Genomic DNA, 20981 nt, shown 5'->3' with positions numbered 1-20981 from the left:
ACGCCCCCATTTCAGATCACAGCCGAAAGAAATGCCTTGGTGCGCTCCTCGCGCGGCGCACCCAATACGTCCGAGGCGCGCCCCTGCTCGACGATCGCGCCCTGGTCCATGTAGACGACGCGGTCGGCGACCTCGCGCGCGAAGCCGAGCTCGTGCGTCACCACCATCATGGTCATGCCGCTCTTCGCCAGCTCCTTCATGACCGCAAGCACCTCGCCGACGAGCTCCGGATCGAGCGCGCTGGTCGGCTCGTCGAACAGCATCAGCATCGGCTTCATGGCGAGCGCGCGCGCAATCGCCACGCGCTGCTGCTGGCCGCCGGAGAGCTGCGCGGGATACCAGTCCGCCTTGGCGGACAATCCGACGCGCCGGAGCAGTTCGAGCGCCTCCGCGCGCACCTCGTCGGATTTACGCCCCTGCACCTGAAGTGGACCTTCGATGATATTCTCCAGCGCGGTCTTGTGCGGAAACAGGTTGAAGCGCTGGAACACCATGCCGGTCTTCAGCCGCTGCCGCCCGATCTCCCGCTCGCTGAGGCGATAGAGCTTGCCGCTTTGCTCGCGCACGCCAAGCAGCTCGCCGTCGAGCCAGATGCCGCCGGCATCGATCGCGGCAAGCTGGTTGATGCAACGGAGCAGCGTGGTCTTGCCGGAGCCGGAGGCACCGATCAGGCACATCACCTCACCGGGCCAGACGTCGAGCGAGACGCTTCTGAGAGCCTGGAACTCGCCAAAGCTCTTGCTGACGGAGCGGATCGCGACGAGGGGTTTTGTCATCGCGCCAACCGCAATGTGCCGCGGGCAAAACGGCGTTCGAGCAGCATCTGGAGCGGCGTCAGGATCGAGACCACGAGCAGGTACCAGAGCCCGGCGACGATCAGGAGCTCGATCACGCGCGAATTGGCGTAGTAGATGTTTTCGGCGTTGTGCAGCAGTTCCGGATACTGGATGACGCTTGCGAGCGAGGTCGCCTTCACCATGCCGATGAACTCGTTGCCGAGCGGCGGGATCACCACCCGCATCGCCTGCGGCAGGATGATCCGGCGCAGCGCGCGCAACCGCCCCATGCCGATCGCCTGTGCCGCCTCGTATTGCCCGATGTCGACCGACAGCATGCCGGCACGCATCACCTCGGACGTATAGGCGCCCTGGTTGATGCCGAGCCCGAGCAGCGCGGCAAGGAACGGCGTCATGACGTCGACCGCGCGCGCAGACCACAGGCCGGGAATGCCGATGGTCGGAAACACCAGCGCGAGGTTGAACCACAACAGCAGTTGCAGGATCAGCGGCGTACCACGGAACAGCCAGGTGTAGCCGGCCGCGACCGTCTTCAGCACCGGATTGGGGGACAGCCGCATGACCGCGACGACGACGCCGAGGACAATGCCGAGCGCCATCGCCAGCACCGCCATCACCATGGTGTTGACGATGCCTTCGAGAATGACTTTTGCGGTCAGGAAGCGGCTGACATAGGACCATTCGATCTGGCCGCCGGCGAAGGCGCGCACGATCGCCGCAAGCACGAGGACGATCAGGGCCGCGCTGAGCCAGCGAAACCAGTGCGGCTCGCGCGCGATCCGCATCCCCGACAAGTCAGGGAAACCCTCCGCGAGTGCCGGCACCGGCTTCATTGCGGTGCCGCATTCAGCATGGGCTGGGCCACCGCGTTGGCCCCCAGGCCCCATTTATCGAGAACGGCCTTGTAGGCGCCGTCGGCGATCATCGCCGTGAGCTTCTCCGTCACCACCTCGCGCAAAGCCGCATCGTCCTTGCGGAACATGATGCCCTGGTAGCCTTTGGCGAAGGGCTCGCCGACGACGCGGTATTTGCCGGGTTCCTGCGTCTGCGCGTAAGGCAGCGTCTCGCTGCCCTGCACTGCGGCGTCGATGCGGCCCTGCTTGAGCTGGTTGCGGACGTCGATCGAGTTCTCGCCGGGGACGTACTGAATCGCCGGCTTGCCGGCCGGCTCGCAGTTCTGCTTGCTCCACTTCTCGATCTCGACCGGGAAGCTGGTGCTGCGGGTGGTGCCGACCTTCTTGCCGCAGAGATCCGTCGCGTCCTTGGCCGCATTGTCCGCCATCACGAAGAACTGCGGGCCCGTCGCGAGGTAGTCGACGAAATCGGCGGTCTCGCGCCGCGAGGCGCGGTCGGAGATGCCGGAGATGATGAAGTCCGCGCGCCTGGTCTGGAGCGACGGGATCAGCTCGGCGAACGGCGTCTCGCTCCAGACGATTTTTACGCCAAGCCGCTTCGCAAGTTCGTTGGCCAGATCGACGTCAAGCCCGACGAGTTCGTTGGTGGCGGGATCGCGGTACTCCATCGGCGCGTAGGTGGAGTTGACCGTGAGCTTCAACGCGCCCGCCTGCTTGATCTCCGCGGGAAGCTCCGCCGCTTGCGCCGACGTTACGGTAGCCAGTACTGCGAAACCGAGAGAGAGCGAGAGGCGTATCATGTCAGCTCCTTTGCCAACGTTTTGCTTTGAGTCCTTTGCCAGCGCCGTGCCAGTCAGTCCGCGTCGAGAACGGCCGGCTCGATGACGCCGGCGCGTTCGGTGATCACCCTGTATTGCTCCGGCCGCCGGTGGGCGGCGAAGTTGAACATCTTGTCCTTGCCCTGGCGGCAGAGATCGAGATCGATATCGGCGACGATCACCTCGTCGGCCAAAGTCTGGGCTTGCGCGACGATGCGGCCATTGGGATCGACGATGCAGGAGCCGCCGATCAGCCCGGAGCCGTCCTCCTCACCCGCCTTCGCCACCGAGATCGCCCAGGTCGCGTTCATGTAAGCGTTGGCCTGCGTCACTAGCGTCGAGTGGAAGGTGCGCAAGGACGCGTCTTCAGTGACGCCGCCATTGGGATCATAGGCCGCCGAATTGTAACCGATGCAGACGAGTTCAACGCCTTGCAGGCCGAGCACGCGCCAGGATTCCGGCCAGCGGCGGTCGTTGCAGATCATCATGCCCATGATGGCGTGGGCCCAGGCCGATCCGGCGCGGAAAGCGGGAAAGCCGAGATCGCCATATTCGAAATAGCGCTTCTCGAGCTGCTGGTAGCGCGCGCCTTCGCGCGGCTCGACCGAGCCCGGCAGATGCACCTTGCGATAGCGGCCGAGGATCTCGCCGTCGCGATCGACCAGGATCGCGCAATTGTAGCGGCGGCCGTCCGGCGTCAGCTCGGCATAGCCGACATAGAAGCCGACGCGAAGCGCGCGCGCACGGTCGAACAGTTTTGCCACGGCCGGGTTCGGCATGCCGCGCTCGAAATAGTGGTCGAGCGCGTCGCCTTCGAGCAGCCAGCGCGGGAAGAAGGTGGTGAAGGCAAGCTCGGGAAACACCACGAGGCTGGCGCCGCGGCCGGCGGCCTCCTCCAGCATGTCGAGCATTCGCGCCAGCGTATGCTCGCGCGTATCGGCTTTTTGCGTCGGCCCCATTTGAGCTGCGGCGGCGCGAAGGACACGAACCAAGATTGCCTCCAATATGTGCGCAGTGCTGCCTCAATGGGCGAATGAACCCTTTGATGCGACGTGCAAATCCGCGACCATTACGCGGAAGCGGGGCTGCAAAATCAATTCGTTCTGCTATGATGTTTTGGCCCAGAGTATAATCGGCAGTGATATGAACCTGCGTCAGCTCGAGATCCTGCGTGCCGTCATCCGCCATCGCACCACGGTGGCGGCGGCGGACGAACTGGCGCTGTCGCAGCCCGCGGTCAGCAACGCGCTGAAGACGATGGAGGCGCAGGCGGGCTTTGCGCTGTTCGAGCGCGTCAACAACCGGCTGTTTCCGACCGCGGAGGCGATGGCGCTGTACAAGGAGAGCGAAGCGATTTTCGCGCTGCACGCCAAGCTCGAGAACCGCGTCCGCGATCTGCGCGAGAACCGCTCCGGGCATCTCGCGCTCGTCGCGACGCCGCCGCTGGCCTACAGCATCATCCCGTCGGCGCTCTCAAGCTTCCTTCGCCGCCGCCCTGAGACGCGCGTGTTCTTCGACGTGCGGCGCTATGAGGGCATCATCGAGGGGGTGCTCAGCCGCGTCGCCGAGCTCGGCTTCGCGCTGGGGCTGACGCATCATCCCGGCATCGCGCATGAGGTGGTGCATACCGGTGAGATGGTCTGCGTCCTGCCGCCGCAGCATCCGCTTGCCGACAAGCCCGTGATCTCGGCCGCCGATCTGTCCGGCATGCCCTTCATCGGGCTCGAGCGCGGCACGCGCCTCGGCGAGGCCGTGCGCGACAGCTTTGCCCGCGCCGGCGCGCCGTTCCAGCCGACCGTCGAGGTGCGCTACTGCAACACGGCTTGCGTGCTCGCCGCCGCCGGCGTCGGCGCCGCCGTGGTCGATCCGTTCTCGCCGCGGCAGAACGGCGGCAGCGGCCTCGTGGTGCGGCCGTTCACGCCCACGACGCACGCGGTTGCCTATATGCTATGGTCGGAAGCCGAGCCGCTGTCGCGCCTGGCCAAGGCGTTTCTCAACGAGGTCCGGAAAGAGAGCGCACTGCTGGCGCGCCCAGCGCCACACCAGCAACATGGGGCAGAAAGCGACTGAGCTTCGCAACCTTTTGACCCGGGGGGCACATGGCACGCATCACCATCATCGAGACCGGACAGGTCCCGCAGAAATACCGCGAGCAGCACGGCTCGTTTCCCGACATGTTCGAGCGCATGGTCCGCGCCGAGGACCCGACCGCCACGGTGGACGTCGTCAGCATCCCCAATGGCGACGCACTCCCCGACCCGAGCAAGCTCGAGGCCGTGCTGATCACCGGCGCTGCCGCCGGTGTCTATGACGGGCTCGACTGGATCGCGCTGCTGGAAGATTTCGTGCGCACGGCTTACGCCAACAAGACGCCGATGGTCGGTGTCTGCTTCGGCCATCAGCTGATCGCGCAGGCGCTCGGCGGCACCGTGCAGAAGTCGGAGAAGGGCTGGGGCATCGGCCGCCACGTCTATCAGGTGCTGCCGGAGAACGGCGTCGTCGACGGCAAAGCGGTTGCGATCGCCGCCTCGCATCAGGACCAGGTGGTCGAGCCGCCCAGCGATGCGCTGACGATCCTCTCGTCCGAATTCACCCCGCATGCCGGCCTGCTCTACGCCAACGGCACCACGCTGACCGTGCAGCCGCATCCGGAATTCGACGTGGAGTTTGCGCAAGTGTGCTGCGAGCTCCGCGACGGCAAGGCGCCGGAGGATGTCGTTGCGACCGCGAGGGAGTCGCTGGCGGAGCCGATGGACAACGCGAAGCTGGGTGGGGCGATCACGCGGTTTTTGGCGCGGCGCGCGGCTCCGTAGTCCGCGGCGCTCACCGCGCAGGCTCTTCCCTTCTCCCCTTGTGGGAGAAGGTGGCGCGAAGCGCCGGATGAGGGGTCTCTCTCCACGCATTCAATAAGAGTTGGACTCGCGGAGGGAGACCCCTCACCCGTCTCGCCGCTACGCGGCGAGCCACCCTCTCCCACAAGGGGAGAGGGTGCAGCGAGCTCGCTGCACTATCTCCGCAAACCTCAGAACGGATCCGTCCCCAAGCCCGGCACATCCGCCGGTCGCGGTCCCGGCGCCGGCCAGTGAAACCGGCGGTCCTTCTCGGCAATCGCGATATCGTTGATCGACGCCTCGCGGCGCCGCATCAGCCCGTGCTCGTCGAACTCCCACTGCTCGTTGCCGTAGGAGCGATACCACTGGCCGCTGGCGTCATGCCATTCGTACTGGAAGCGCACCGCGATGTGATTGCCGTCGAAGGCCCATAGGTCCTTGATCAGGCGATACTCCCGCTCCTTCTCCCATTTGCGGGTGAGGAACGCGACGATGGCCTCCCGGCCCTGGAACACCTCCGAGCGATTGCGCCAGCGGCTGTCCTCGGTATAGGCGAGCGAGACTTTCACCGGATCGCGCGAATTCCACGCGTCCTCGGCCATGCGCGCCTTTTGCGCGGCGGTCTCACGGGTGAAGGGTGGAAGCGGCGGGCGCGACATGGTGGCCTCATCGGTTGGTCCGGGCCGCAATTTATCGCCGCAATTGGCGGAGTCGATAGGCCATCACCTATCGGCCGATCACTTATCGGGCGATCAGGAAATCAGATCGGCCTTCATCAGGGCGCGGATCGATTTCGGGATCGGCTGAGCGCGGCCGCCGCTGATGAAGGCGACGCGGACCTCGGCTTTCACCAGCACGTCCTCGGCCCGCCGCACCTCCTGCGCCAGCATGATGGAGGCGCCCTTCACCGCAACCGGCCACGTCACGACGTCGAGCACGTCGTCCATCCGCGCGGGCTTCAGAAAGTCCAGATGCATCGAGCGCACCACGAAGGCAAAGCCCGCGCCCTCCGTTTCGACCTGGTCGAACAGCGCCTGCTGCTCGGCCCCCATCAGCCGCAGATGATTGGTGCGCCCGCGCTCCATGTATCGGAGATAATTGGCGTGATAGACGATGCCGGAGAAGTCCGTATCCTCGTAGTAGACGCGGACCTGCATGTGATGGCGGCCGTCGCGGATCTCGCCGTCGAGATGGGCTGTCACGTCGCGAGCCTCTTCGCTTTTTGCAACCGGTCCGTTTTGCGCAAAAACAGCCGGCCGCGCAAGCGCAGGTTATGCCACGGCCGGCGTCCTTCCCAGCGTCACCTCGACGATTTCCGGCGGCACGCCGACGCGGACCGGCATGATGCTGCAACCGAGGCCGCCGGAGACGATGACGTCGCATTTCAGCCGGAAGTGACCATAGGCGAGCCGCACGCCGTGCTGAGGCGAAACAGCCGGCGACCAGCCGAACAGGCGGACCTGGCCGCCATGGGTATGGCCGGACAGTTGCAGCGCGACGCGCGCGGGTACGAGCGGCGCGATATTGGGCTCATGCGCGAGCAGGATGACCGGCGCATCGTCGGTGACCTTCGCCAGCGTGCCCGCGAGATCGTCGGCGCCAAGCCGATGCACGCGGCCATAGCGCTTCGCGGGATAGTAGGCGAGTTGATCGCCGAGGCCCGCGAGCCAGAAGGAGCGTCCGTCCTTGGTGAGACGCACGACGTCGTTCTCGTAGACGGGAATACCGGCCGCCTCCAGCGCGCGATGGGCGGCTGTCGGCCCGTGCCCGGCCTGCTGCACGGCCCTGTCCACCCAATAGTCGTGATTGCCCATGACGGCATGGACGCCGAGTGGTGCCTTGAGGCCCGCGAGCACCTTGGCCCATTCGCTCGACGGAATGATGCGCGTGACCTGGTGAACACCCGCGACATAGTCGCCGAGCAACACGATGACATCTGCGTTGAGCGCATTGGTGCGATCGACGATGCCCTCGATCCGCTCCAGCGACATCCAGGGATCGCAGGCATGAATGTCGGTGACGATGGCGATCTTGAGCGGAAAATCCGCCGGCCATTGCCGCGGGGTCGGGTGATAGCGGGTGACGCGGAGCCGCAGCGGCTCGACGCCGACGCCATAGGCCGCGGTCGAGACGCCGAGCGCGGACAGGCCGCCGATGGAACGGATGAGATGACGACGCGTGATCATGGAAGCCCGATGGTGATGCACCTTTGTGATGCGGTCCGATTGGAGCGGAATTGGGGTCCGCTCGTGCAGACGGCCTGCATTCGCGTGCAGACCGTTTGCACAAAGGTTACCGGAAGTTCATGACGATAGCTGCACCCGGCATTTGCGCGAGATCAGTCGTCGCTCTCGTCCGAGCCGAACAGGCCGAACTGTGCCGCGGCATCGCGCGAGGGCTCGGCGATGCCGAGATGGCGGAAGGCGTGCGAGGTGAGCAGGCGGCCGCGCGGGGTGCGCTGGAGATAGCCGCACTGAATGAGATAAGGCTCGATGATGTCCTCGATCGCATCGCGCGGCTCGGACAGGGCGGCGGCCATCGTCTCGACGCCGACCGGGCCGCCGCCATAGTTCTGCGCGATGGTCGTGAGGTAGCGGCGGTCCATGGCGTCGAGGCCCGCGGCGTCGACCTCGAGCGCGCTCAGCGCGTGGTCGGCGATCTTGCGGTCGATCGAGGCGGCATCGGCGGCGGAGGCGAAATCGCGCACGCGCCGCAACAGGCGGCCGGCGATGCGCGGCGTGCCGCGGGCGCGGCGCGCGATCTCGTTGGCACCGTCGGCGCTCATGCCGACATTGAGCACGCGCGCGCCGCGGGTGACGATGCTTTCCAGCTCTTCGATGGTGTAAAAATTGAGCCGGACCGGGATGCCGAAGCGGTCGCGCAAGGGATTGGTAAGGAGGCCGGCGCGCGTGGTGGCGCCGACGAGCGTGAATTTCGACAGCTCGATCTTCACCGAGCGTGCCGCCGGGCCCTCGCCGATGATCAGGTCGAGCTGAAAGTCCTCCATCGCGGGATAGAGCACTTCTTCCACCGCCGGGCTGAGGCGATGGATCTCGTCGATGAAAAGCACGTCACGCTCTTCGAGGTTGGTGAGGAGTGCGGCGAGATCGCCGGCCTTGGCGATCACCGGACCCGAGGTGGCGCGAAAGCCGACGCCAAGCTCCTTGGCCACGATCTGCGCCAGCGTGGTCTTGCCAAGGCCGGGCGGGCCCACGAACAGCACGTGATCCAGCGCCTCGCCGCGCTTGCGCGCCGCCTCGATGAAGATCGAGAGATTCTTGCGCGCCTGCTGCTGGCCGACGAAATCGGACAGCGACTGCGGGCGTAGCGCGGTGTCGCCGACGTCATCGGAGCGGCGCTCGGGCGTGACGATGCGTGGGGGAGTGGTCATGCGGGCAGGATAACACGATGCAGCGGTTTCGCGAGCCACCAGCACAGGCTGGCCGGAATGACGGCGACGACGGCGAGCATCGCCGAAAGCTTCAGCGCCTCGGGCGCGGAACGGACACTCGGCACGATCACCGCCGAGGTTTCGGAGGGCACGACGAACATGCCAACCATGACGAAGCCGGCCGCGCCCACGGCCGCGGCGAGCCACGCCATCCAGATCATGTTGAGATCGGCGTAGACCGCCGCCAGCGCAAATATCAGGCCGGCGACGACTGCAGGAAGGAACGAGGCGAGAATCGTGACGATGGCCAACAGCACGACCGCGATCGAAACCAGGGCACGCAGTGCTTCCAGTTCGAGGAACACGAGAAACATCTGCAGCACCGCGGCGCCGAGCGCCGTTACCGTCACAGCAACCAACGCGGCGGTCGTCAGCGGCCCGACAATGGAGAAAATCACGACGATACCGGCCACGCGCGAAAGGCGACGAAACAGGGCGGCGACGGGATTGGAGTGGGCCGCGCTCACTTCGACAGCTCCTTCAGGCCTAGCCGGATGAGTTGCGCGGTCTCGGCGCTCTCGCCCGCGCTGCGCGATGCGGATGCAATAGCGGCAGCCGCCTGCGGCTGGCCGTAGCCGAGATTGACCAGCGCAGAGATCGCATCTGCCACCGGGCGCGGCGCGCGCTGGTCGTCGACGGCGCCGGCGAGATGCACGACGGCGGGATCGACATTGGCGAAGGCCGGCGCCTTGTCCTTCAGCTCGGTGACGATGCGCTCGGCAACCTTGGGGCCGACGCCCGGCGTGCGTGCCACCGCGGCCTTGTCGCGCAGCGCGATGGCGTTGGCGAGATCGGAAGGCGCCAGCGTGCCGAGCACCGCGAGCGCGACCTTGGCGCCGACGCCCTGCACGGTCTGGAGCAGGCGAAACCATTCGCGCTCCTGGTCGGTGCGGAAGCCGAACAGCTTGATCTGGTCCTCGCGGACGTAAGTCTCGATCGACAGCACCGCGGCCTCGCCGGGCGCCGGCAGATGCTGCAGCGTTCGGGCCGAGCAATGCACCTGATAGCCGACGCCGCCGACGTCGAGGAGGACATAATCCTCGCCGTAGGAATCGATCAGGCCCTTGAGCTTGCCGATCATAAGCCCACCACCTTCAGCCTGAGCGCCGTGCTCTGGCGGTGATGGGCGTGGGTGATGGCGATGGCGAGCGCGTCGGCGGCGTCCGCTGACGGCGGCTCGGCTTTCGGCAGCAAGATCTTCAGCATCATCGCGATCTGGTGCTTGTCGGCGTGGCCGGCGCCGACCACCGTCTTCTTGACCTGGTTCGGCGCGTATTCGGCGACAGTGATGCCGAACATCGCAGGCGCCAGCATGGCGACGCCGCGGGCCTGGCCGAGCTTCAGCGTCGCGACGCCGTCCTTGTTCACAAAGGTCTGCTCGACCGCGGCTTCCATCGGCTTGTGACCGGACAGGACGGCGGCAAGCCCCTCATGGATCGCGAGCAGCCGGCTCGCCAGCGGCAGATCGTCCGGCGGTTCCACCGAGCCGCAGGCGACGTAGATCAAACGATTGCCCTCGGCCTCGATCACGCCCCAGCCGGTGCGGCGCAGGCCGGGGTCGATGCCGATGATGCGAACGGGGCCACGAATCGGGAGCGCAGTCATGGGCCAGTGATAGCGGCTGGCTGCGGTGGGGGAAACAGAAACAGAACGGAAGTAACAGGGGAAGTGATGGGGAGCGCTGCTGCCAACCACAAACCGGCGTCATACCCCGCGAAGGCGGGGTATCCAGTACGCCGCGGCTTCTCCGTATCCTTCTGGCGTCTCTGGAATACTGGGTCGCCCGGTCAAGCCGGGCGACGACAGCGGAATTTGGGGCTAGCGGCGTCAGCCGCCAATCTTCGCCATCAGCGCGTCCGACACCTCGAAATTGGCGTAGACGTGCTGGACGTCGTCGTGCTCGTTGAGCAGGTCCATCAGCTTCAAGAGCTTCTCGCCGGTCTCGTCGTCGACCGCGACCGTATTCTGCGGCTTCCAGATCAGCGCGGCCTTGCGCGGCTCGCCGAACTTGGCTTCCAGCGCCTTGGCGACGTCGCGATAGCCTTCGGTTGAGGCGTAGATCTCGTGTCCGCCTTCGCCCGAGACCACGTCGTCGGCGCCGGCCTCGATCGCGGCATCCAGCACCGCGTCGTCGGAGGCGACGCCGCGGTCGTATTCGATGATGCCGGTGCGGTCGAACATGAAGGAGACCGAGCCGGTTTCGCCGAGATTGCCGCCCGATTTGGTGAAGAAGGAGCGGATGTCGGAGGCGGCGCGGTTGCGGTTGTCGGTCAGCGCCTCGACGATGACGGCGACGCCGCCGGGGCCGTAACCCTCGTAGCGGATCTCGTCATAGTTCTCGCCCTCATTGCCGAGCGCCTTCTTGACGGCGCGCTCGATATTGTCCTTCGGCATGTTCTCCTGGCGCGCCGCGATGATGGCCGCACGCAGGCGCGGGTTCATGTTGGGATCGGGGGTGCCCAGCTTGGCCGCGACGGTGATTTCCCGCGCCAGCTTGCCGAACAGCTTCGACTTCTGCGCATCCTGCCGCCCCTTGCGGTGCATGATGTTCTTGAATTGGGAATGTCCGGCCATGCGTGTCTCGTAAGGAATCGTGCGCCAAAGGTGAGGGTGGGAAGCGCGGCCTTATAGGCCGCCAACCCACCGGAATGAAAGAGGCTCTACGACCTTAAGGTAATACCGTAGTGCCCCGTGCCTAGGAGTCAGGCACCGTTAACCCTGATTTCATTCCGGCTTGCGAAAATAGCAACCGCCCGTTCCCCGACAAGAGTGACCTGATGGCGTTCGCATTGTTTCGGAAGCGTCTGCCCGACTTGTCCGCGCCCGTGGCACCCCCACAGGCCGCGCCGTCGCCGGTCGATCCCGCGCCCGCCCCGTCGGCCGAGGGCGATTCCGCCAGGGAAATCCTGGAACTGCTGGAGCTCGAGCTCGGTGCCATGATCCGCCAGCTCGAGCGGGCCGCCAATTCGGTGGCCGGAGGCGCGGAGGCGACCGCGGCAACGCTCGCGGACATTCGCGAACGCACCGACGCCCTCACGGGCCGCACCAATGCGGCGCAGTCGAACGCCTCGACCTTCGCCCATGCCGCCGACAAGTTCACCCAGTCCGCGCAAGGCATCGGCGCGCAGGTGCGCGAGGCGGGCAAGCTCGCCGACGAAGCCAGCGCCGCGGCGCAGGAAGCCCGCGCCAATGTCGACCGCCTGCGCGAATCCTCCGCTGCCATCGGCAATGTCGTCAATCTGATTGCGCAGATCGCGCGGCAGACGACGCTGCTCGCGCTCAACTCGACCATTGAGGCCGCGCGCGCGGGTGCGGCGGGCAAGGGCTTTGCGGTCGTCGCCACCGAAGTGAAGGCGCTCGCGGTGCAGACCCAGGGCGCGACGGAGGAGATCACCAGGAAGATCGACGCGCTCCAGCGCGACGCCGCCGGCTCGGCCGACGCCGTGCATCGCATTGCGCAGGCGATCGAGGCGATCCGCCCGGTGTTCGACACCGTCAACGGCGCGGTCGCCGAGCAGAATGCCACCACCAGCGAGGTCTCCGGCAACGCGGCCAGCGCGTCGCAGTTCATCATCTCGGTCGGCGAGAGCGCGGCCGAGATCGACGCCGCGACCAAGGCGGCCGAGACCCACGGCGAGAACGTCGCCAGCGCCGGCAAGGCCGTCACCGCCTTCGCACGGAAGCTGAAATCGCGCTGCGCGGTGCTGCTGCGCCAGAGCGAGCACGACGACCGTCGCAAGACCGAGCGGCTGCCCTGCCATCTCAAGTTCGAAACCGCGCGCGGCGTGTTGCAGGTCTACGAGATCGCGATGGACGGCGTGCTGATCGGCGGCGCGGAGGCGGCGAAGCTTGCCACGCAGGCCGTCGTCGACGGCACGCTCGAAGGCGTCGGCGCCTGCCGCCTGCGCGTGATCGAGCAGTCCAAGGCCGGCGCCCGCGCGCAATTCGTCAGCCCCAATGCCGATCTCAACGAGAAGATCGAAGACAGGCTCTGGTCGATCCACGAGGAGAACACCGAGTTCGTCACCCGCGCCATGGAGGCCGGCACGGCGCTGACCCGGATTTTCGAGCAGGCGGTTGCACGCGGCGAGGTCAAGATCGACGACCTCTTCGACACCGATTATGCGGAAATCGCCGGCACCAATCCGCAGCAATACCGCACGAAATATCTGGACTGGGCCGACCGCGCGCTGCCGCCGTTCCAGGAGGCCTTTCTCGCCAAGGAACCGCGCATGGCATTCTGCGCCATGGTCGACCGCAACGGCTTCCTGCCGGTGCACAACAAGATCTATTCGCATCCGCAGCGGCCGGGCGACGTCGCCTGGAACACCGCCAACAGCCGCAACCGGCGGATCTTCAACGACCCGGCAGGGCTCGCCGCCGCGCGCAACCTGCGCTCGTACCTGGTCCAGAGCTATGCCCGCGACATGGGCAACGGCAACACCGTGATGATGCGCGAGATCGACGTCCCGATCCGCGTCCAGGGCCGGCACTGGGGCGGATTCCGCACGGCTTACAAGCTGTAGTGCACGCTCAGGCAAGACGCCGGCCGCGAATCATCCTTTAAGGCTGGAATTGGAATTGGAATGGGAATGCCGCGGGGAGCCGGCGAACGGCTCTGACTGGAGGACTCTCAAAACATGTCCGTCGCACAACTGGCAGTCCTGGACACCGGCTCCAACCGGACACTTGCCGAACGTCTGATCGACCAGCTCGCCGACCGCATCGGCGGCCTCGGCGTCGAGCTCGCCGACATCGCCGGCAACGTCCAGGAAGTCGCAAACCGCGTCGCGAACCAGTCCGAACGGTTCCATCATCTCCAGGAGACGGCCGAGACGATGGTCTCGGCCAATCACGATATCGCCAACGCATCGCAGGCGGTGCAATCGACCGCATCGGCGGCGGTCGGCGAGATCGCGCAGTCGCGCGGCGCGGTCGACACCGCGGTCAGCCACATCTCCGAGCTCGTCGCGGCCGTGGAGCGGATCGAGGCGCGCTTGAGCGCCGTCGGCTCGGCGCTGGCGCAGGTGGCAAAAGTGTCCGGCTCGATCGAGGCGATCGCCAAGCAGACCAATTTGCTCGCGCTCAACGCCACCATCGAAGCGGCCCGCGCCGGTAATGCCGGCCGCGGTTTTGCGGTGGTGGCAAGCGAGGTCAAGAATCTCGCGGAGGCTACCCGTGCGGCCACGCATCAGATCTCCGACACCGTGCGCGATCTCGACGGCCAGATCGAAGGCCTGATCGGCGAGAGCAGCGACGCTTCGCAACGCGCCAAGACTGCCGGCGAAGGCGCCCAGCAGATCTCCGGCATCATCTCGCGGGTCCAGCAGGGTTTTGCCTCGGTGGAAGCGGAGATCGACAGCGTCACGCGCGCCGCCACCTCCAATCTCGGCCATTGCGACACGGTCATCAGCGAGCTCAACGAGCTCGCCAAGGGCGTCGACCTGTCCTCGCGCGATCTCAAGAACGCCGATCAGCGCGTGACAAAGCTGCTCGACACCTCCGAAGCGCTGATCGCAATGATCGCCGACAGCGGCGTGGAGACATCGGATGCGCCGCTGATCCGCGTCGTCGTCGAGACCGCAAAGCGGATATCGGACGAGTTCGAGGCCGCAATCGACCGCGGCGAGATCACGCTCGACCAGCTCATGGACGAGAACTACCGGGAAATCCCCGGCACCGATCCCAAGCAATACAAGACCAACTACGTCGACTTCACCGACCGCGTGCTGCCCGCCATCCAGGACCCGATCCAGAAGTCCGATTCCCGCATCGTGTTCTGCGTCGCCTGGGCCAAGGGCGGTTATCTGCCGACCCACAACCCGAACTACCGCCTCCCGCAGGGCAAGGACCCCGTCTGGAACAACGCCAATTGCCGCAACCGCCGCCTGTTCAGCGACCGCGCGGTGAAGAAGGTCGCGGCCAACACAAAACCGTTCCTGCTCCAGACCTATCGCCGCGACATGGGCGGCGGACAGTTCGTGCTGATGAAGGACCTGTCCTCGCCGATCGTGATCCGCGGCAAGCACTGGGGCGCCTTCCGGATGGGTTTTCGGCAGAGCTGAGGGTCGCTCCGGCGGCCCCCTGAATCAAAAACCTGAAAAACAACCCCATGCACAGTAGCGGGGGCCTGGGGAATCAAGGACTTACGCCGGCAGGCCAGGACGCAGTTTGACGCGTCGGGCAAAACAGGCGCATAATACTACTATTCCGAAATCACCCATACGTGCAGACAAACCCCTCACCCGGGTCAGTCTGCATCTGCCAGCGCAGCAGCCCACTCCCGCAAAGTGGAGCTATCGCGTATGGCATTTTGCACGACCTGAGCGCGCGCCTCGTCCTTCGAGACGACCGCTTCGCGGTCTCCTCAGGATGAGGCTAAGCGGCATCGGTGCTCGTCAAAACGACGGCCGCACACTCGGTCCTCATCCTGAGGGCCCGCCGTAGGCGGGCGTCTCGAAGGATGGCCGCGAGCAAGGACGCGCCACGGCCCGACTTTCCCAATCGCACGAATTTCGTCATCGCATGAATTTCCGCATTCGCACGATCATCTGCGGCGCTCAACGGTGCTGCGACGAAAATGCGTCAAAACATGACGCTTATCATATCAATTAGCCCAATTCCGTTGCGGCGATCGCCGCACCAATTCGTGAACGTCATGGCCTGACGCGTCGGCAGCGCAAATATGCATCGCCGGAAATTCTGGCGCTTCATCGTTTCGCATCAGTATGATTATTGTCGCGCACGAATTCGCCGACGAGATCGCCGCAAGCGATCAAGCGAGCAAGGGGATGCTTATGGCAACAACTCTCACCATCAACGGCGAAACCAAATCGTTCGACGCGCCGCCGGAAATGCCGCTGCTGTGGGTGCTGCGCGACATCCTCGGCATGACCGGCACCAAATTCGGCTGCGGCATCGCGCAATGCGGCGCCTGCACGGTGCATGTCGACGGCAAGGCGGTGCGGTCCTGCGTGCTGCCGGTCAGCGCAGTCGCGAACCGTGCCATCACCACCATCGAGGCCGTCGGCAACACGCCGTCGGGTGCGAAGGTGCAGAAGGCCTGGCTTGATGCCGAAGTGATCCAGTGCGGCTATTGCCAGTCGGGCCAGATCATGGCCGCGGCCGCACTGCTGGCGTCAACGCCGCACCCTGATGATTCCGACATCGACGCCGCGATGGCCGGCAACATCTGCCGCTGCGGCACCTATGTCCGCATCCGCGAGGCCATCAAGCAGGCGGCCTCCGGCCGGCAGTCGTGAGGTCCGCCATGAATGCACACAACAACGTCTCCCGCCGCGCGCTGCTGACCGGCGGTCTCGCCACCGGCGTCCTGCTCGCCTTCCATCTGCCGCTGCGCGCCGCCGTCAACGAGCCGGAGCAGCCGAAGGATACGACCGACGGCAAGTTCGCGCCCAACGCCTTCATCCGTATCGACGAGACCGGCGAGACCACGCTGATCATGCCGCAGGTGGAGATGGGTCAGGGCATCTACACCTCGATCTCGATGGTTCTGGCCGAAGAGCTCGACGCCGATTGGGCAAAGGTCGGGGTGTTGCACGCGCCGCCAAACGACAAGTTCTACGCCAATCCCGCCTTCGGACTGCAGGCGACGGGTGGTTCGACGTCGATCCGCGCCTGGTGGAAGCCGCTACGCGAAGCGGGTGCCAGCGCGCGCGCGATGCTGGTGCAGGCCGCCGCCGCGCAATGGCAGGTCGAGCCCGCGAGTTGCACGACGTCCAAGGGCGAAGTCATCCATGCGGCAAGCGGCCGCAAGCTCGGCTATGGTGAGCTCGCGCTGGCGGCACAGAGCCAGACACCGCCGAAGGATGTCCCGGTCAAGGACCCCAAGGACTTCGTCCTCATAGGCCAACCGCTGAAGCGGCTGGATACACCGGACAAGGTCAACGGCAAAGTCGTCTACGGCATCGACGCGATCCTGCCCAACATGAAGATTGCCGCGATCGCCAATTGCCCGGTGTTCGGCGGCAAGGTCGGCAAGGTCGATGACAGCGCAGCGATGAAAGTCGCCGGCGTGCGCAAGGTCGTCGTGCTCGACGACGCCGTCGCCGTGATCGGCGATCACATGTGGGCGGCCAAGAAAGGTCTCGAAGCGCTCAAGATCGAGTGGAACGAAGGACCGAACGCCAAGATCTCCACCAAGGACATCTGGGACGATTTACGCAAGGCCAGCGAGAAGGATGGCGCGATCGCGAAATCCGTCGGCGACATCGCCAAGGGGCTTGCCAGCGGAGACAAGTTCGAGGCGAGCTTCGAACTGCCGTTCCTCGCGCATGCCTCGATGGAGCCGATCAACGCCACCGTTCACGTCAGGCCGGATGCCTGCGAGATCTGGACCGGCACACAAATCATGACGCGCGTGCAGTCGGAGGCGGCGAAGGCCGCCGGCCTTCCCGTCGAGAAGGTGATCGTCAACCAGCACCTGCTCGGCGGCGGTTTCGGCCGCAAGCTCGAACCCGACATGGTGGTTGCGGCGGTCAAGATCGCCAAGCAGGTCGACTATCCCGTCAAGGTGATATGGACCCGCGAGGAGGACATCCAGCACGACGTCTACCGCCCGGTCTATCGCGACCAGGTCAATGCGACCCTGGTCGACGGCAAGGTGGCGGCCTGGAAGTACAAGATCGCAGGTTCTGCGGTGATTGCCCGCTGGCTGCCGCCAGCGTTCCAGAAGGGCGTCGATATCGACGCGGTCGACGCCGCCGTGGAGACGCCCTACGACTTTCCCAACTTCCACGTCGAATATGTCCGTGCCGAGCCACCGGCTGTGCCGACCGGCTTCTGGCGCGGAGTCGGCCCGAACAACAATGTGTTCGCGTTCGAATGCGCGCTGGACGAGCTTGCGCGCAAGGCCGGCAAGGATCCGGTCGAATTCCGAAGGTCGATGCTGACCAAGACTCCGCGTGCGCTCGCGGTGCTCAACCTTGCCGCGGAGAAATCCGGCTGGGGCCAACCGCTGCCGGCCCGCGTTGGCCGTGGCGTCTGCCTGCAGCCATCGTTTGCGAGCTTCCTCGCAACTGTTGTGGAAGCCGAGATCGACGACATCGGCGAGATCACACTGCGCCGCATCACCTCGGTGGTCGACACCGGCATTGCGGTCAACCCCGATACGATCAAGGCGCAGATCGAGGGCGGGCTGATCTTCGGCCTCACCGCCGCGCTCTATGGCGAGATCACCATCGACAAGGGCCGCGTACAGCAGTCGAACTTCCACGACTACCGCATGATGCGCATCAACGAGACGCCGAAGATCGAGGTCATCGTCGTCAAGAGCGGCGAAGCGCCCGGCGGCATCGGCGAAGCCGGCGTCAATGCCGGACCACCGGCCCTGCGCAACGCGATTTACGCCGCAACCGGCGTGGCGCTGCGGCGCCTGCCGATCGACCGGAAACTTCTGGCTGCGGGGAAGAAGGCATGAGCGGCAAGATGCGTATCCTCACAAGCCTGGTCGTGATCGCCATCGTCGTGGCGGCGCTCGGCGTCTGGATCATCCGCGGGCCCGGCCCGCTCGACTTCGCCGACGGCACCAAAGTGGCGCTGGCGGATTATCGCGCGGGCAAGCCGACCGGCGTACCGGCCAAGCTGGAGAAAGCGAGTGTGGTCGAGCGCGGCGAGTATCTCGCGAAGGCGGCCGACTGCATGGTCTGCCACACCAAGCCCGGCGAGAAGGAATATTCCGGCGGGCTCGGCTTCAAGCTGCCGTTCGGCACGCTCTATTCGACCAACATCACGCCGGACAAGGACACCGGCATCGGCAATTACAGCGACCAGGATTTCCTCAACGCGGTCCAGCGCGGCACGCGTCATGACGGCGCGCGGCTCTATCCGGCCATGCCCTACACGTCCTACACCTACATGACGGACGAGGACGTGCTGGCGGTGAAGGCGTATCTGTTCAGCCTGCCGGCGGTGCGCGCGAAAGCGCCCGACAACACGCTGTCGTTCCCGTTCAACCAGCGCTGGGCGATGATCTTCTGGTCGGCCGTGTTCAATCCGGACGCGCGCTTTGCGCCTGATACCTCGAAGAGCCCGGAGTGGAACAGAGGTGCGTATCTCGCCGAAGCGCTGGCGCATTGCGGCGAGTGCCACACGCCGCGCAATCTCGGCTTTGCGCTCGACAACCGCAAGAAGTTCGGCGGCGCGATCACGGCGGGCTGGCGCGCTTTCAACATCTCCTCCGACAAGGCCACCGGCCTCGGCAATTGGCGCGACGAGGACCTGATCTCGTATCTCTCGCTCGGCCACGCTCCGGGCCACGGCTCGGCCTCGGGTCCGATGGGCGAAGCGGTCGACCGCAGCTTCAGCCAGTTCGCTCCCGAAGACATCCGCGCGGTCGTCGCCTATCTGCGCAGCGTGCCGCCGGTGGCCTCGCCCGACCTGCCTGCCACCACGGCACCGGCCGCGCCCGCCTCGCACAAGGACGGCGTCACGGCCGACGCACGCGGCAAGATGGTGTTCGCCAGCGCCTGCGCCAGCTGCCACGGCTGGAGCGGCGAGAGCCCGGTCTCGCCGATGGCGACGCTGACCGGCACCTGGGCCGTCAACGACCCCGCCGCCACCAACGTCGCGCAGATCGTGCTGTCGGGTACCAAGCGGCATACGCCCGACGGCGCGCTCTCGATGCCGGCGTTCGGCGATGCGTATAGCGACGACGAGATCGCGGCGGTGGCGAATTACGTCACGGCACGGTTCGGCACCAAGGGCTCGAAGCTGACGGCGAAGGATGTTGCGGAGCTGCGGGAGCAGACGGCGGAGTAGTGTACGACGAGATTGACGCGTGATCGCGCGCCAATCTCCGCCGTCGTCCCGGACAAGCGAAGCGCAGATCCGGGACCCATACCCACAGGGCGGGATTTGGCGAAGATTCGGTGTGGGAGCTGTGCCCCACACTACTCCCTGGGGTTATGGGTCCCCGCCCCCGTGCGCAATTGCGCACTAGGCGGGGACGACACCGAGGATGTGGCGCCGCTTTCAGCTCAACCATAACATCGGCGCGGACGCTTCACCCGCCCGCACCGATCTTCCCCCTCACGTAATCGCGATCGGACATCCGTTGCTTCCCGTCGCGCCCTTGATGGGCGCCGGGGTGAAGGAATAGACGAACTGATACTTCTTCTCGGCGATCAGATCGTCGAAGATCAGGTTCTCGTGGTTGTGGATGCCGTGCTTGGTCTGCAGCTCGGCGTGGACCACGAAAGCGAGCGACTTGTCGGGATTGGGTACCACCTCGACCGCCCAGGTGTCGGCGCCGGTCAGCGCAAGATCCTTTTCGACCACCCACTTCGCAGCATCGAGGCCGATGCCCGGCTCGCCGCTGTTGAAGCGATCATTGTTCTTCATCCACAGCGAGCCCCAGCCGGTGTGGAACATGATCGCGTCGCCAGGCTTGATGTCGCTCTCGGGGATGTTCTGCTTCGCCAGCGCCGCCTTGATGTCAGCCGAGGTGATCTCCTGCCCCGCATCCATCATGCCGCCCTTGAGCGCGACCATGTCGAGCAGATGCGCGCGGGTGAAGATCGGCTTAAGCTTCTCGACGCCAAGCTTCTTGAGACCGTACGCGTCGCTAATTTCTTCGGCTGTGAAGCCATTGTAGAATCGCATCTCGCTCTTGTCGCCGTCCTTGCCCATCTGGATGCCGATATGGCCGAGGCCGTCGAACTGCGTACCGGTCTGGCCGATCTCGGTGGCCAGGAATTCGTCGTGATAGACCATCTTATTGTCACCGAACGGGCCGCCGGTCGGGCTGCCGGGAATGCGCAGTGCGAATATACGCGCACCAAACAGCGGCATGGCGGCTTCGTAGACGCGGCCGATCTTGTAGATCTTGCCGTCCTTGATCCATTTCGCCGCGTCGAGGACCTTCGCCGGGGTGATGTGGTTGGATGCGCCGGACTCGTCATCCTTACCCCATTTCGATGGCCACCAGGGCTTGTCGGTGCCCTTGGGCATGGAGGTTGCAGTCTGCGCCCGGGCCTCACTGATCGGTGCAAGCGCGAACTTGCCGTGCATCGAGCCGGCGAGCGCGGCTCCAGCAACGCCGGCGATGCCCGCGGTGCGGAGCAGGGTCCGGCGATCCGTCGTGGAGCCGCCGCCGTCTTGATCTACGTTATTGATCTCGTTAGACATTCCACCCTCCCAGGTTGTGGTCAGAACAATGTCTGACTCTAAAATTGTTTCCGCTAGCCTCCTCCTCCGCTACGCTGTTGTCC

The 20981-nt window shown here is 65.5% G+C and carries 20 protein-coding genes; 7 read left to right on the top strand and 13 right to left on the bottom strand.

Going from position 1 to position 20981, the window contains the following annotated elements:
* Positions 1 to 11: 11 nt before the first annotated feature.
* The 4 genes from IVB46_RS15680 to IVB46_RS15665 are packed head-to-tail and all read right to left on the bottom strand — an operon-like array spanning position 12 to position 3461.
* Positions 12 to 776, bottom strand: a complete 765-nt coding sequence (locus tag IVB46_RS15680) for an amino acid ABC transporter ATP-binding protein (RefSeq protein ID WP_247302314.1) — start codon at positions 774 to 776, stop codon at positions 12 to 14.
* Positions 773 to 1630 (bottom strand): amino acid ABC transporter permease, encoded by an 858-nt coding sequence (locus IVB46_RS15675; protein ID WP_014492344.1) that lies wholly within the window; start codon positions 1628 to 1630, stop codon positions 773 to 775. The genes IVB46_RS15680 and IVB46_RS15675 overlap by 4 nt, the downstream gene beginning before the upstream one ends.
* Positions 1627 to 2451 (bottom strand): ABC transporter substrate-binding protein, encoded by an 825-nt coding sequence (locus IVB46_RS15670; protein WP_247302313.1) that lies wholly within the window; start codon positions 2449 to 2451, stop codon positions 1627 to 1629. Before IVB46_RS15670 ends, IVB46_RS15675 begins: the two co-directional genes overlap by 4 nt.
* A gap of 53 nt (positions 2452 to 2504) precedes the next feature.
* The gene (locus IVB46_RS15665; RefSeq protein ID WP_166344532.1) at positions 2505 to 3461 is read right to left on the bottom strand and encodes an N-carbamoyl-D-amino-acid hydrolase; all 957 of its coding nucleotides are present in this window, start codon (positions 3459 to 3461) and stop codon (positions 2505 to 2507) included.
* Positions 3462 to 3612: 151 nt separating this feature from the next.
* On the opposite strand from IVB46_RS15665, the gene IVB46_RS15660 reads away from it, so the two are divergent.
* Entirely contained in the window at positions 3613 to 4539 is a 927-nt protein-coding gene (locus IVB46_RS15660) for a LysR family transcriptional regulator (protein ID WP_247302312.1), read from the top strand.
* Positions 4540 to 4568: 29 nt separating this feature from the next.
* Positions 4569 to 5282, top strand: a complete 714-nt coding sequence (locus tag IVB46_RS15655) for a type 1 glutamine amidotransferase (protein ID WP_247302309.1) — start codon at positions 4569 to 4571, stop codon at positions 5280 to 5282.
* Between the two features lie 209 nt (positions 5283 to 5491).
* Here the strand turns inward: IVB46_RS15655 and IVB46_RS15650 are convergent, their stop codons facing one another.
* The 8 genes from IVB46_RS15650 to IVB46_RS15615 form a co-directional block, all read right to left on the bottom strand.
* The gene (locus tag IVB46_RS15650; protein WP_063981040.1) at positions 5492 to 5959 is read right to left on the bottom strand and encodes a nuclear transport factor 2 family protein; all 468 of its coding nucleotides are present in this window, start codon (positions 5957 to 5959) and stop codon (positions 5492 to 5494) included.
* A 93-nt stretch (positions 5960 to 6052) separates the two neighbouring features.
* Positions 6053 to 6502 carry a tol-pal system-associated acyl-CoA thioesterase gene (gene ybgC / locus IVB46_RS15645; RefSeq protein ID WP_084794960.1) on the bottom strand — a complete coding sequence of 150 codons (450 nt, stop codon included), beginning with the start codon at positions 6500 to 6502 and terminating at the stop codon, positions 6053 to 6055.
* Between the two features lie 69 nt (positions 6503 to 6571).
* Positions 6572 to 7486 (bottom strand): metallophosphoesterase, encoded by a 915-nt coding sequence (locus IVB46_RS15640; RefSeq protein ID WP_166345069.1) that lies wholly within the window; start codon positions 7484 to 7486, stop codon positions 6572 to 6574.
* Between the two features lie 152 nt (positions 7487 to 7638).
* Positions 7639 to 8691, bottom strand: a complete 1053-nt coding sequence (ruvB, locus tag IVB46_RS15635) for a Holliday junction branch migration DNA helicase RuvB (RefSeq protein WP_063981038.1) — start codon at positions 8689 to 8691, stop codon at positions 7639 to 7641.
* Entirely contained in the window at positions 8688 to 9218 is a 531-nt protein-coding gene (locus tag IVB46_RS15630; protein WP_247302308.1) for a hypothetical protein, read from the bottom strand. The genes ruvB and IVB46_RS15630 overlap by 4 nt, the downstream gene beginning before the upstream one ends.
* Positions 9215 to 9832, bottom strand: coding sequence for a Holliday junction branch migration protein RuvA (gene ruvA / locus IVB46_RS15625; protein ID WP_247302306.1), 618 nt, complete (start codon positions 9830 to 9832; stop codon positions 9215 to 9217). The genes IVB46_RS15630 and ruvA overlap by 4 nt, the downstream gene beginning before the upstream one ends.
* A complete protein-coding gene (gene ruvC / locus IVB46_RS15620) occupies positions 9829 to 10356 on the bottom strand; it encodes a crossover junction endodeoxyribonuclease RuvC (protein ID WP_247302305.1) in 528 nt (175 codons plus the stop codon). Before ruvC ends, ruvA begins: the two co-directional genes overlap by 4 nt.
* Before the next feature lie 222 nt (positions 10357 to 10578).
* Complete coding sequence (locus IVB46_RS15615; protein ID WP_247302303.1) at positions 10579 to 11325, bottom strand: YebC/PmpR family DNA-binding transcriptional regulator; 747 nt, start codon at positions 11323 to 11325, stop codon at positions 10579 to 10581.
* 203 nt (positions 11326 to 11528) lie between these two features.
* On the opposite strand from IVB46_RS15615, the gene IVB46_RS15610 reads away from it, so the two are divergent.
* The 5 genes from IVB46_RS15610 (at position 11529) to IVB46_RS15590 (ending at position 19530) form a co-directional block, all read left to right on the top strand.
* Entirely contained in the window at positions 11529 to 13277 is a 1749-nt protein-coding gene (locus IVB46_RS15610; RefSeq protein ID WP_247302301.1) for a methyl-accepting chemotaxis protein, read from the top strand.
* Positions 13278 to 13391: 114 nt separating this feature from the next.
* The gene (locus tag IVB46_RS15605) at positions 13392 to 14816 is read left to right on the top strand and encodes a methyl-accepting chemotaxis protein (protein ID WP_247302299.1); all 1425 of its coding nucleotides are present in this window, start codon (positions 13392 to 13394) and stop codon (positions 14814 to 14816) included.
* Positions 14817 to 15548: 732 nt separating this feature from the next.
* Positions 15549 to 16013, top strand: coding sequence for a (2Fe-2S)-binding protein (locus IVB46_RS15600; RefSeq protein WP_247302297.1), 465 nt, complete (start codon positions 15549 to 15551; stop codon positions 16011 to 16013).
* An 8-nt stretch (positions 16014 to 16021) separates the two neighbouring features.
* Positions 16022 to 18190 carry a xanthine dehydrogenase family protein molybdopterin-binding subunit gene (locus IVB46_RS15595; protein ID WP_247302295.1) on the top strand — a complete coding sequence of 723 codons (2169 nt, stop codon included), beginning with the start codon at positions 16022 to 16024 and terminating at the stop codon, positions 18188 to 18190.
* Complete coding sequence (locus IVB46_RS15590) at positions 18187 to 19530, top strand: cytochrome c (RefSeq protein WP_247302293.1); 1344 nt, start codon at positions 18187 to 18189, stop codon at positions 19528 to 19530. Before IVB46_RS15595 ends, IVB46_RS15590 begins: the two co-directional genes overlap by 4 nt.
* A gap of 270 nt (positions 19531 to 19800) precedes the next feature.
* On the opposite strand, the gene IVB46_RS15585 is transcribed toward IVB46_RS15590, so the two are convergent.
* Positions 19801 to 20898, bottom strand: coding sequence for a cyclase family protein (locus IVB46_RS15585; protein WP_247302291.1), 1098 nt, complete (start codon positions 20896 to 20898; stop codon positions 19801 to 19803).
* Between the last annotated feature and the right edge of the window lie 83 nt (positions 20899 to 20981).

It is taken from the genome of Bradyrhizobium sp. 61, assembly GCF_023073075.1.
GTDB classification, from domain to species: Bacteria; Pseudomonadota; Alphaproteobacteria; order Rhizobiales; family Xanthobacteraceae; genus Bradyrhizobium; species Bradyrhizobium barranii.
This window is presented reverse-complemented; position numbering and strand designations above follow the sequence as displayed.

Excerpts from the sequence above, each read along its gene's own strand:
- ruvB (WP_063981038.1), bottom strand. The coding sequence starts at position 8,691 with ATGACCACTCCCCCACGCATCGTCACGCCCGAGCGCCGCTCCGATGAC.
- IVB46_RS15650 (WP_063981040.1), bottom strand. The coding sequence starts at position 5,959 with ATGTCGCGCCCGCCGCTTCCACCCTTCACCCGTGAGACCGCCGCGCAA.
- IVB46_RS15660 (WP_247302312.1), top strand. The coding sequence starts at position 3,613 with ATGAACCTGCGTCAGCTCGAGATCCTGCGTGCCGTCATCCGCCATCGC.
- ruvA (WP_247302306.1), bottom strand. The coding sequence starts at position 9,832 with ATGATCGGCAAGCTCAAGGGCCTGATCGATTCCTACGGCGAGGATTAT.
- IVB46_RS15590 (WP_247302293.1), top strand. The coding sequence starts at position 18,187 with ATGAGCGGCAAGATGCGTATCCTCACAAGCCTGGTCGTGATCGCCATC.
- IVB46_RS15615 (WP_247302303.1), bottom strand. The coding sequence starts at position 11,325 with ATGGCCGGACATTCCCAATTCAAGAACATCATGCACCGCAAGGGGCGG.
- IVB46_RS15595 (WP_247302295.1), top strand. The coding sequence starts at position 16,022 with ATGAATGCACACAACAACGTCTCCCGCCGCGCGCTGCTGACCGGCGGT.
- IVB46_RS15610 (WP_247302301.1), top strand. The coding sequence starts at position 11,529 with ATGGCGTTCGCATTGTTTCGGAAGCGTCTGCCCGACTTGTCCGCGCCC.
- IVB46_RS15605 (WP_247302299.1), top strand. The coding sequence starts at position 13,392 with ATGTCCGTCGCACAACTGGCAGTCCTGGACACCGGCTCCAACCGGACA.
- IVB46_RS15655 (WP_247302309.1), top strand. The coding sequence starts at position 4,569 with ATGGCACGCATCACCATCATCGAGACCGGACAGGTCCCGCAGAAATAC.
- IVB46_RS15680 (WP_247302314.1), bottom strand. The coding sequence starts at position 776 with ATGACAAAACCCCTCGTCGCGATCCGCTCCGTCAGCAAGAGCTTTGGC.
- IVB46_RS15640 (WP_166345069.1), bottom strand. The coding sequence starts at position 7,486 with ATGATCACGCGTCGTCATCTCATCCGTTCCATCGGCGGCCTGTCCGCG.
- ruvC (WP_247302305.1), bottom strand. The coding sequence starts at position 10,356 with ATGACTGCGCTCCCGATTCGTGGCCCCGTTCGCATCATCGGCATCGAC.
- IVB46_RS15585 (WP_247302291.1), bottom strand. The coding sequence starts at position 20,898 with ATGTCTAACGAGATCAATAACGTAGATCAAGACGGCGGCGGCTCCACG.
- IVB46_RS15675 (WP_014492344.1), bottom strand. The coding sequence starts at position 1,630 with ATGAAGCCGGTGCCGGCACTCGCGGAGGGTTTCCCTGACTTGTCGGGG.
- IVB46_RS15600 (WP_247302297.1), top strand. The coding sequence starts at position 15,549 with ATGGCAACAACTCTCACCATCAACGGCGAAACCAAATCGTTCGACGCG.
- IVB46_RS15670 (WP_247302313.1), bottom strand. The coding sequence starts at position 2,451 with ATGATACGCCTCTCGCTCTCTCTCGGTTTCGCAGTACTGGCTACCGTA.